This is a genomic window from Rhizobacter sp. P3_B12, assembly GCF_056402895.1.
On sequence record NZ_JBFUGN010000106.1, the window covers coordinates 1 to 11,139 of the forward strand.

Annotated in this window: 9 protein-coding genes; 5 read left to right on the forward strand and 4 right to left on the reverse strand. The window is 69.2% G+C overall.

From position 1 onward, the window contains the following. The 3 genes from purB to pyrF form a co-directional block, all read left to right on the forward strand. Positions 1–1,306, forward strand: a 1,306-nt coding sequence (gene purB / locus AC1D01_RS08620) for an adenylosuccinate lyase (RefSeq protein WP_477865636.1), incomplete at its 5' end; no start/stop codon positions are given. Between the two features lie 82 nt (positions 1,307–1,388). After that, positions 1,389–2,942, forward strand: a complete 1,554-nt coding sequence (locus tag AC1D01_RS08625) for a leucine-rich repeat domain-containing protein (protein ID WP_477865637.1) — start codon at positions 1,389–1,391, stop codon at positions 2,940–2,942. Further along, entirely contained in the window at positions 2,939–3,760 is an 822-nt protein-coding gene (gene pyrF, locus AC1D01_RS08630; protein WP_477865638.1) for an orotidine-5'-phosphate decarboxylase, read from the forward strand. Before AC1D01_RS08625 ends, pyrF begins: the two co-directional genes overlap by 4 nt. Before the next feature lie 19 nt (positions 3,761–3,779). Here the strand turns inward: pyrF and AC1D01_RS08635 are convergent, their stop codons facing one another. Next, entirely contained in the window at positions 3,780–4,394 is a 615-nt protein-coding gene (locus AC1D01_RS08635; RefSeq protein WP_477865639.1) for a glutathione binding-like protein, read from the reverse strand. A 78-nt stretch (positions 4,395–4,472) separates the two neighbouring features. On the opposite strand from AC1D01_RS08635, the gene AC1D01_RS08640 reads away from it, so the two are divergent. Continuing rightward, positions 4,473–5,393: a LysR family transcriptional regulator gene (locus tag AC1D01_RS08640; protein WP_477865640.1), complete on the forward strand. Its 921-nt coding sequence runs from the start codon at positions 4,473–4,475 to the stop codon at positions 5,391–5,393. A 152-nt stretch (positions 5,394–5,545) separates the two neighbouring features. Further along, entirely contained in the window at positions 5,546–8,767 is a 3,222-nt protein-coding gene (locus AC1D01_RS08645; protein WP_477865641.1) for a PAS domain-containing hybrid sensor histidine kinase/response regulator, read from the forward strand. Here AC1D01_RS08645 and AC1D01_RS08650 read toward each other — a convergent pair whose 3' ends face one another. The 3 genes from AC1D01_RS08650 to AC1D01_RS08660 all read right to left on the reverse strand — a co-directional run. Further along, on the reverse strand, positions 8,768–9,181 hold the full coding sequence (locus tag AC1D01_RS08650; protein WP_477865642.1) for a PIN-like domain-containing protein: 414 nt from the start codon (positions 9,179–9,181) through the stop codon (positions 8,768–8,770). Next, entirely contained in the window at positions 9,178–9,870 is a 693-nt protein-coding gene (locus AC1D01_RS08655) for a DUF433 domain-containing protein (protein ID WP_477865643.1), read from the reverse strand. The genes AC1D01_RS08650 and AC1D01_RS08655 overlap by 4 nt, the downstream gene beginning before the upstream one ends. Positions 9,871–9,915: 45 nt before the next feature. Further along, on the reverse strand, positions 9,916–11,139 hold a 1,224-nt coding region (locus AC1D01_RS08660; protein ID WP_477865644.1), incomplete at its 5' end, for a xanthine dehydrogenase family protein molybdopterin-binding subunit.

The following is an 11,139-nucleotide window of genomic DNA, read 5'->3' on the forward strand; positions in this document are numbered from 1 at the left end:
GCTCAGCGAGTACGGCCTGATGCACCGCCGCGTGCAGGTGGAGGTGGAGTGGTTCATCGCGCTCTCCGACGCCGGCCTCGCCGAGTTCAAGCCGCTCAGCGAGGCCGCGCGTGGCCTGCTGCGCGGGTTGGTGGCGCGCTTCAGCGAAGCCGATGCCCAGGCCATCAAGGACATCGAGCGCACCACCAACCACGACGTGAAGGCGGTCGAGTACTGGCTGAAGGGCCGCTTCGAATCGAATGCCGAGCTGAAGGGCGCCGGCGAGTTCGTGCACTTCGCCTGCACCAGCGAGGACATCAACAACACCAGCCACGGCCTGATGCTGAAGGCCGCGCGCACCGAGGTGCTGCTGCCCACGCTGGACCGCATCGTCGACAGCCTCGCCGCGCTGTCGGTCGAGCTGGCCGACGTGCCGATGCTCAGCCGCACGCACGGCCAGACCGCCAGCCCCACGACCGTCGGCAAGGAGGTGGCCAACGTCGTCGCGCGGCTGCGCACCTCGCGCGAGCGCATCGCCGGCGTGCAGCTGCTGGCCAAGATGAACGGCGCGGTCGGCAACTACAACGCCCACCTGGCGGCCTACCCCGAGGTCGACTGGGAAGCCTTCTCGAAGCGCGTGATCGAAGGCGCGCTCGGCCTGAGCTTCAACGCGTACACCATCCAGATCGAACCGCACGACTACATGGCCGAGCTGTTCGATGCGGTGACGCGCACCAACACCATCCTGATCGACTGGTCGCGCGACGTCTGGGGCTACATCAGCCTCGGCTACTTCAAGCAGCGCACGAAGGAAGGCGAGATCGGCTCCAGCACGATGCCGCACAAGGTCAACCCGATCGACTTCGAGAACGCCGAGGGCAACTTCGGCCTCGCCAACGCGCTGCTGACCCACCTGAGCCAGAAGCTGCCGATCAGCCGCTGGCAGCGCGACCTGACCGACAGCACGGTGCTGCGCAACATGGGCGTGGCGCTCGGCTACGCGGTGCTGGGCTACGACAGCCTGCTGCGCGGGCTCGGCAAGCTGGAGGTCAACCGCGAGGCCCTCGCGGCCGACCTCGACAGCGCCTGGGAAGTGCTGGCCGAGCCGATCCAGACGGTGATGCGGCGCTACAAGCTCGCGAACCCGTACGAGCGCCTGAAGGAGCTGACGCGCGGCAAGACGATCACCCGCGAGGCGATCCAGCAGTTCATCGGCACGCTCGAGATCCCGCAGGCCGAGCGCGAGCGGCTGCTGGCGATGACGCCGGGCAGCTACACCGGGATCGGGGCCGAACTGGCGAAGCGGATCGGCACGCCGCGGCGCTGAGGTCGCGGGGCGCCGGTCCGATCTGGAACATCCTGGCGGCAGATGCCACTCAGGAGAATCGCAGATCGACGGAGTACCGCGCGTGAACAACCGCACCGGCAAGGCGCATCAGCGCAGCAAGACGTTATTTGCAAAGCTCTCCCTGAGCACGCTCCCGATTGATCTGAAGGCCCCCTCGCCGCCAGAGTTCGAGAACATTCCGGTGCATGACCTACCCACGACGGGACCGGTGGCAAATTTCTTTCGCGATCGGACGCTCCCGTCATCCCCGGAGGACCTGTCGCAGGTCATGCGTTTCTGCATTCGCGAGAGGGATGGCGGCAAAGCCGCCCGGTTGGTCAAGGAGTTCCTGGCCCAAGGTGGCGACAGCGCCCCGACGCTGTGCCTGGGCTATCCCCCGCAAGGCGACGAGCAAGGTCCCCTGACGGACGATGACCTGAAGTTCCTGGTGATCTGGATCAATGAGTGGATGCCGCAGCTGCCAGGCGAGGCGTTCACGCTCGATCTCAGCGGCAACGACCTCACCCCTCGGGGCCTGCAGCGACTGGACAAATGCCTGATCGAGAACCCGAAGGTGCAGGGGCTGGATCTGTCGCGCACTCGCTTTCTTGTGCAGCCCTGGCTGTGCAAGAAAAAGCCGGCAGAAAAGAAGATCCGCAAACTCCACAGGAAGCTGACCTCCCCGCGCGGCGAGCAGGAGCCGCCCCAGGTCGGTGAGGTAGTCAGCAAACTGCTGAAGTCCCGCCACCTCCAACGACTATGGTTGAACGGCAATCCATTCTCGAAGGAAGTTCGCGAGCGCATCATCGGGGCGGCAGAGGAGTGCCACGTCCTGCGTGCATTGGGCATGTCGGGTTGCGCGCTGTCGGAGAGCGACATCAGGAAGCTGCTCTCCCTGAATCGGAGCAAGCACTGGAGCGATCTGGCCCTGGGCACGAAGTTGACACCAGGCATGGTGACCGCCATCGCCAAGCTCCTGTCAACAACCAGGGATCTCCGCACTCTGAGCCTGGAGATCAGCGGGTCTTGTTCGCTGATCGAGGTCACCGAGCTGTTCAGTGCCCTGGGCGGCAATCACAGTCTGGAGGTCTTGTCATTGGCCGGACTCCGCCTCGCCGTCGACTCAGCTGTCGTGGCCGATGCACTCCGCCGGAACACCTGCCTGCATACGCTGAACCTGTCGCGCAGCGAGATCTCGGAGAAGCTGGTCGAGGCTTTGGTGAAAGCCTTGGCACGGGAGAGCTCTTCCGAGCCGAACAAAACCCTGACGAACCTGATCCTGCCGAGCTACGACCACCTGACCTCTGAGCACCAGGCCGAGGCAGAAATGAACAGCCGACTGTGCGCCCTCGCCATCAACCGCAACCGCAGCGCGCCCCCAAAAGGCCTCGTGCAATTGAGGGCCGAGGCCTTGTCAGTCTTCACAGCCGGATGTTCGGCCGCGAATCCCGCGCCCGTGAGCACGCTCTCGCCTGAACTGTGCAAGGAGATTGTCCAGCACATCAGCAACGATGAACTCTCACTGCGCAGCCTCGCCTGCGTGGTTCGCAAGCCAGACCCCACACCAGCAGTTCGTGCGCCGCCAAGGACCTGGCAGGCAGTCCGCAGTCCACGCGACCTAAAATCCCCGCCATGAAATTCACCGACCAGCTGCGCCGCGCCGAACGCCGCAACGACTCCCTGCTCTGCGTGGGCCTCGACCCCGATCCGTCGAAGTTCCCCGGCGCCTGGAAGGGCGATGCGGCCCGCATCTTCGATTTCTGCGCCGCCATCGTCGATGCCACCAAAGACCTGGTGATCGCCTTCAAGCCGCAGATCGCCTACTTCGCCGGCCACCGCGCCGAAGACCAGCTGGAGCGCCTGATGGCCCACATCAAGCGCGTCGCACCCGAGGTGCCGGTGATCCTCGACGCCAAGCGCGGCGACATCGGCGCCACCGCCGAGCAGTACGCCCGCGAGGCCTTCGAGCGCTACCAAGCCGACGCGGTCACGCTGTCGCCCTTCATGGGCTTCGATTCGATCGAGCCGTGGCTGCGCTACGGCGACAAGGGCCTGATCCTGCTGTGCCGCACCTCCAACCCCGGCGGCTCCGACCTGCAGGCACAGCCGCTGGCCGGCGGAGAACTGCTCTACGAACGCGTCGCCCGCCTCGCGCAGGGCGACTGGAACCGCAGCGGCCAGCTCGGCCTGGTGGTCGGCGCCACCTTCCCCGGCGAGATCGCCCGCGTGCGCGAGATCGCCCCCACGCTGCCGCTGCTGATCCCCGGCGTCGGCGCGCAAGGCGGCGATGCCGCGGCCACGGTGCGCGCCGGCTGGCGCGCCGATGCGAGCATCGTCGTCAACTCGTCGCGTGCGGTGCTGTATGCCTCGAACGGCGACGATTTCGCGAGCGCCGCCCGCCGCGTCGCCCAGGCCACCCGCCTCGAGCTGAACGCGCACAAGCCCGCCGCCTGAGCCCTCGGCGGGGCCCGCTTCAGTCCTTCAGCAGCCCCTCGGCCCGCAGCGCCTGCTGCACCGCCGGTCGGGCCGACACCCGGGCCATCCACGCGCGCAGCTGCGGGAAGTCCGACAGCGGGATGCCGAGGAGGTTGCTCCAGTTCACGATCGTGAAGCCGTAGGCATCGGCGACGCTGTAGTCGCCGGCCAGGAACTCGCGCGTCGCGAGGTGGCGCTCCATGTCGGCGAAACGCGCGGCGAGCCTGAGCTTCGCGTCGCGCTTCGTGCTGTCGGCCGTCTCCTTGTGCCACAGCCACGGGCTGAAGGTCTTGTGCAGCTCGGTGCTGACGTAGGTCAGCCACTCGGTCACCTCCAGCCGGCGGCGGCTGCCGGGTGCACCGATCAGCACGTGCGTGCCGTCGAGCCCGGCCACGTGCTGCAGCAGCGCGGCGCCTTCGGTGTGGCGCGAGCCGTCGTCGAACTCCAGCAGCGGCACGTAGCCGCGCGGCGCGATCTCGAAGTAGTTGCCGCCGCCATCGGCCAGCGTGTGGGTCGCGAGGTCGACCTGGTGCGCCTCGAAGGCGACGCCGGCCTCGCGCAGCGCGATGTGGACGGCCAGCGAGCAGGCGCCGGGGGCGAAATAGAGCTTCATGGAAAAGTCCTGTTGAGGTGTCGAGGCTGTCAATCTAGGATTGCGTCCTTGCATTTGAAATAGGCAGGCAGGCAAGCGATGAATGCACAGACGCAATCGAGTGGAACCTCGCCGATCGGCGCCGGCGAGCTGGCCGTGCTGCTGGCGCTGGTGCGCGGCGGCACGCTGGCGGCCGCCGGCGCGCTGGCCGGTGTCGACGGCTCGACGGTGTTCCGCACCGTGCAGCGCTGCGAGAAGGCACTCGGCCAGCGGCTCTTCGAGCGCTCGCGCAGCGGCTACCTCGCGACCGAACTGGGGCTGCAGCTCGCGCAGCATGCCGAGCGCATCGAGGCCGAGCTGGAGTCGGCGCGCAGCGCGGCGCGGCTCGATGCCGGCGCGGTCGGCGGCCTGGTGCGCATCAGCACCACCGACACGATCCTGAGCGGGCTGCTGCTGCCGGCGCTGGCCGGCCTGGCGGCGGCGCACCCGCTGCTGCGGCTGGAGCTCACCGCGCGCAACGAGCTCGTGAACCTGTCGCAGCGCGAGGCCGACATCGCCTTGCGCGCGACGGTCAAGCCGCCGCCGCACGTCGTCGGCCGCGAGCTGGGGCCGATCCGCTCGGCGGTCTACGGGCTGAAGCCGGCCGCACGGCAGCGCAAGCCGATCGACCTGGCCGACCTGGCGTCAGCGCGCTGGATCGCCGTCGACGACGCGCTGCCCGAGCATCCCTCGGTGCGCTGGCGCAGGAAGCACCTGCCGAAGGTGGAGCCGGTGCTGCGCGTCAACAGCGTGCAGTCGGTGGTCGATGCGATCGCCGCCGGGCTGGGCATCGGCATCGCGCCGGTGTTCCTCGCGTCGCAGCGGCGCGAGCTGCAACTGCTCGGCGAACCGCTGGCCGAATGCGAGACGCAGCTGTGGCTGCTGACGCATCCGGAGTCGCGACACCTGCGGCGCATCGCGGTGGTGGCGGCGCACCTGGCATCGGCCCTGCGGATCAACGCACACCCACCCGCCGCCTGACGCTCGCCCGGGGCAGCGCGCCGTGCAGTCCTGCACGGCCCGCCGGCAAAACCGGGAAAACCAACCCGCCACGGCCACGGCGCGGTGCCACACTCGGCGGCACCGCGCAGGTCGCCAACGCGCGGGCCCTCGCCGTGCCGCTCTCCTCGCCCTTGCCCCTTCTGCCGCGCGAACCGCTGGACCGGCTGGTGGCCCGGTTGTTCTTCGGCGTCGGCGTCACGATCTCGCTGCTGGGCGCGCTGATCTACCTGTCGCCCGCCCTGCCCACCCGCCCGGGCATGCGGGCCTTGCTGGTCGGCGATTGCCTGGTGCTGGCAGGGTGCTTCGCGCTCGGCCTGTGGGGCCTGCGCCGCATGGCGCTGCCGAAGCTGGTGCATGCGATGGGCTGGATCGCCGCCATCGCGGTGCTGATCACCGCGATCGGCCTCGGCCAGGGCGTGCATGCGCTGAACCTCGGCTACCTCGGGCTGCTGATCTGCGTCGTCACCGTGCTGTCGAGCCCGGCCGCGGGCCTCGTGCTGGCGCTGGCGATGGCCGCGGCGGTCGCCGGCCTCGCGCTGGCGAACAACAGGGGCTGGCTGCCCGGGCCGATCCCGGCAGAAGCCATCCCGCTGCCGGTGCGCGTGCTGACGCACTGGCTGATCTTCGCCTCGGGCGCGACCTGCGGGATGCTGATCGCCGGCGTCGTGCGCCGCGCGCTCGGCGAGGCGCGCGACCGCGAGGAGCGCTTCCGCAGCCTGCTGCTGATGGCCGCCGACTGGTACTGGGAGCTCGATGCCGACCTGCGCTTCACGCACATCAGCGACAAGCTGAACCAGTACTCCGGCATCGATGCGACGGAGCGCCTGGGCCGCCGCCCGTGGGAGATGCCGCAGATCGGGCTGGATGCCGACACACTGGCCCGCCACCGCGCCGACCTCGAAGCCCACCTGCCGTTCAGCAACCTGATGGCCAGCCGCCCCGGCGAGCACGGCGAGCTGCGCCACAGCGTGGTCAGCGGCCGGCCGCGCTTCGATGCCGACGGCCGCTTCCTCGGCTACTGGGGGCTGGGCCGCGACATCACCGCCGAGGTCGAGGCGCGCCGCGCCACTGCCGAGAGCGAGCGCCGCTACCGCGAGCTGTTCCAGCGCTCGCCGACCGCGCTGGTGCTGCACCGCCACGGCATCGCGGTCGATGCGAACGACGCCGCCGCGCGCATGTTCGGCTTCGCGTCGGCCGAGGCGATGAAGGATTTCGACCTGATGCAGCTCTACCCCACCGGCGAAGGCCTCGAGCAGGTGCGCCGGCGCATCGCCACGCTCGAGACGCTGCCGGTCGGCGAGGGCCTCGGCGTCGCGGATTTCGAGCTGGTCTCGCTGGACGGCCGGCCGCTGAGCGCGCACGCCTCGGGCATGCGGGTCAGCGCGCCCGACGGCCCGGCGACGCTGTCGATGTTCCACGACATCACCGCGCGCGTGCAGGCCGAGTCCGCGCAGCGCCGCTCGCAGGCGCTGCTGTCGCACCTGGTGGCGACCAGCCCCGACTGCATCACGCTGACCGAGGTCGCGAGCGGCCGCTACGTGATGGTCAACGAGAGCTTCACGCGCATCACCGGCTGGCGCAGCGACGAGGTGGTCGGCCGCACCGCGCTCGAGATCGGCATCTGGCACCGGCAGGCGCACCGCGAGGCGCTGGTCGCCGGCCTCGCCCAGGGCGACCTGGTGACCGATCTGCCGGCCACCTTCGTACGGCGCGACGGCAGCATCGTGTCGCTGCTGCTGTCGGCGGCGCGCTTCCGGATGGACGACCAGGACTACCTGGTGCTGAACGGCCGCGACGTGACCGAGACCGAACGGGTCCGGCTGGAGCACGAGGCGATCCTGCAGAACGCGTCGATCGGCATCGCGCTGACGCGCGACCGCCGTTTCATGCAGGCCAACCCCTGCTTCGAGGCGATGTTCGGCTGGCCGCCCGGCGCGCTGATCGGCCTGCCAGGGCAGGTGGTGTGGAGCGACGCGGCCGCCTATGCCGAGATGGGCGCGCTGGTCGGCCCGCGGCTCGCGCAGGGCGAGCCGGTGGAGGTCGAGCGCATGATGCGGCGCGGCGACGGCAGCAGCTTCCTGTGCCGATTGCTCGCGCAGGCGGTGGACCCGACGCACCCGAGCCAGGGTGGCACCATCTGGATCGCCGAGGACGTGACCGAACGGCGCGCCTTCGAGCAGGCGCTGGCCCATGCGCGCGACGTGGCCGAGGCCGCCAACCAGGCCAAGAGCGCGTTCCTCGCGAACACCAGCCACGAGATCCGCACGCCGCTGAACGGGCTGCTGGGCCTGGCACGGCTCGCGATGCGCCCGGGGCTCGACGCGCTGCGCCGCGACCAGTACCTGGCGCAGATCCAGGACAGCGCGCAGAACCTCGCGAGCATCATCTCCGACATCCTCGACCTGTCGAAGATCGAGGCCGGCAAGCTCAGCGTCGAGGCGGTGGCCTTCGACCTGCGCGGGCTGCTGGTGGCGGTGCACCGCGCCTACCAGTCGCTCGCGCAGGCGCGCGGGCTGTCGCTGCGGCTCGCGATGACACCCGAGGTGCCGGGCACGGTGCTGGGCGACCCGGTGCGGGTGCGGCAGATCCTCAGCAACTACCTGACCAACGGCATCAAGTTCACCGAGCGCGGCCACGTGACGCTGGACGCCTCGGTCGGCAGCGACGGCCTGGTACAGCTCGCGGTGCTCGACACCGGCCCCGGCATCGACGAGGCGACCCAGCAGCGGCTCTTCCAGCCGTTCACGCAGGCCGATTCGTCGACGACGCGGCGCTTCGGCGGCACGGGTCTCGGGCTGTCGATCTGCAAGGAGCTGGCGACGCTGATGGGCGGGCGCGTCGGCGTCGAGAGCGCGCCGGGCCGCGGCAGCCGCTTCTGGGCCGCGCTGCCGCTGCCGGCCACGCCGGCGCGCGAGGTCGGCACCGATGCCGAATCGCTCGACACCGCGTCGCTGGCCGGTGCGCACGTGCTGATGGTGGAGGACAACCCGGTCAACATGATGATCGGCGTCGCGATGCTCGAGCAGTGGGGCATCGACGTGGTGCAGGCGGTCGACGGGCTGGAGGCGCTGGCGGCGGTGCGGCGCTCGGTCGAGGACGGCCGGCTGTTCGATGCGGTGCTGATGGACGTGCAGATGCCGCGGCTGAGCGGCCACGAAGCGGCACGGCAGCTGCGCGAGCGGCACCCGGCCGACGAGCTGCCGATCATCGCGCTGACGGCGGCCGCGCTGGTGTCGGAGCGCGACCAGGCGCTGGCCGCGGGGATGAACGAGTTCCTGACGAAGCCGATCGATGCGCACCGCTTGCGGCAGGCGCTGCTGCGCGCGGTGGCGCAGGCGGAGAAGCGGGTCTGATCACCGCTTGATGCCGGTGAATTTCGCCTTGGTGGAATGCTGCCACGGGACATTGAAGGACTGCCCGGTGACCAACGCCGCCTGATTGATGATCTGAGGCCACCATCGAACCAACCGCTCCGCCTGAAGCCAGTACAACTGCTTGGACCACTGCCGGTCGAGCACGAACACGGTGTGGCCGGCGCGACGGATGGCCTCCCGCTCGGCGCCATGTTGCTTGTTCAATCGATCGACGGACACGATGTACCACGGCCCGTCCTTTTCGAGGGCAGCGAGCCACTCGGTGTCTGGCGCGTTCCGAGAGAATTCGTCGCTCAGGTGAATGACCCGTTCGACTTCGGGATGCCGCTTTGACAACTCCCCGATGGCGTGCGCCAAGTGAGGCGACAGGTTGTTGTCGAAGAAAAACTTCAAGCTGGCAGTTGCTGTTCGAACTGCACGGCCAAGTCAACCATCTTCGATGGGATGTCGAAGATGCGCGCGACGGCCTTCGAATCCCGACCCTCCGCAAGATACGACGCGTAAACCGTGTCGGTCGGAATACCTGCCTCTGACAGGACCGGTGTGCCGAATTGAAGCGCGGGGTCAAGAACGATGGCCTTTTTCCGAGGCCCCATGGGGTACCAGCGGCGCGCATCTTCGTCTTCGTACTCGATACCGGCGTAGAGCGACGGCGTGATGATGTCGGAGAACACGAACTGCCGCCTGAGCAGGTCGATCAGGTGAGGCTCGCCAGTGACCTTGGCGATCGCCTCCGCGAAGATGCGGCGACCATCGGACCGAAATCTCTTGAGCGTGAGCGGGTAGCGGTTGCCGTATTCCTCTCGTGCAGCGTCTGCCGTCGCGCGGATGATCTTGAGGTCGACGCCCTGCTTCGAGAATGCAGCCACCATGCGCAGCTCGATCAGGTCGCGGAAGCCTACGACGTCACCCGGCAGCTCCTCGTTGGCAAATTCCGTCGTCCACAAGGGTTCTGAACGGACATGCTGGCCTTTATAGGTGCGTCCATAGCCTTTCAGCCAGCGACGAACGGAACGTGGCTGGGCTCCCACCAGGCGCGCGGCCTGATTCAATGGATAGATGCCTGTTCCGATGAGAGTCATGTTGCCCCGCGTTCGATCTCCATGTGAGTGTAGGCCACACGGAAATCAACCCATCAACGGCAAAGCCCGCTGCCGCTTGCCGGTCAACGCATACAGCGCGTTCGCCAGCGCCGGGGCCGCCGGCGGCGTGCCGGGCTCGCCCATGCCGCCCGGTGCGCGGCTGCTCGGCACCAGGTGCGTCTCGATGCGCGGGCACTCGGCCAGCGTCAGCAGCTTGTAATCCGGGAAGTTGCGCTGCTTCACCGCACCGCCCTCGATGTCGATGCGGCCGTACAGCGCCGCCGACAACCCGAAGATCACCCCGCTCTCCATCTGCTGCGCGACGATGCCCGGGTTCACCACCGCGCCGATGTCGGCCGCGCAGACCACGCGGTGGATGCGCGGGCGGCCATCGGCCAGCGACACCTCCATCACCTGCGCGACGATGCTGCCGAAGCTCTCGTGCAATGCCACGCCGCGCGCCTGGCCCACCGGCAGCGGCCGGCCCCAGCCCGACTTCGCGGCGGCGAGCTTCAGCACCGCGGCATGGCGCGGCATGTCGGCCAGCAGGCCGAGCCGGAATGCCACCGGGTCCTGGTGCGCCGCCTCGGCCAGCTCGTCGATGAAGCATTCGCTGAAGAACGCATGGTGCGAATGCCCGACCGAGCGCCAGTAGCCCACCGGCACGCCGCTGTGCGTGGCGACCTGCGCGATGCGCTGGTGCGAGATGCCGTACGGCAGGTCGTACAGGCCCTCGGCCGCGCTCTTGTCCGGCGTGTCGACCGGCCCGGCCAGCGCCGGCAGCACGCGCTCGATCCAGCGCGGCGTGATCGCATCGCCGGCCGAGGTGATCGACAGGCCCGACACCATGCCCTTGGCGTCCAGGCTCGCCTGCATCAGCGCGACGCCGGCCGGGCGGTAGAAATCATGCGCGATGTCTTCTTCGCGCGGCCACACCAGCTGCACCGGGTGGCCGCCGCATTCGATCGCGATGCGCACCGCCTGCGCGACGAAGTCGACGTCGAGCCGCCGCCCGAAGCCGCCGCCCAGGTAGGTGACGTGCAGCGTGACGGCCTCGAGCGGCACACCGGCCACGCGGGCCGCGATCTCGCGCGCCATGTCGGGCACCTGGGTCGGCGCCCACAGCTCGACGCCGCCGTCGTGCACGCGCGCGGTGCAGTTGATCGGCTCCATCGGCGCATGCGCGAGGTAGGGGGCGCGGTACAGCGATTCGATCTGCCGCGCGGCACCGGCGCGCGCCTGCTGCACGTCGCCGCGGGTGTGGAACGC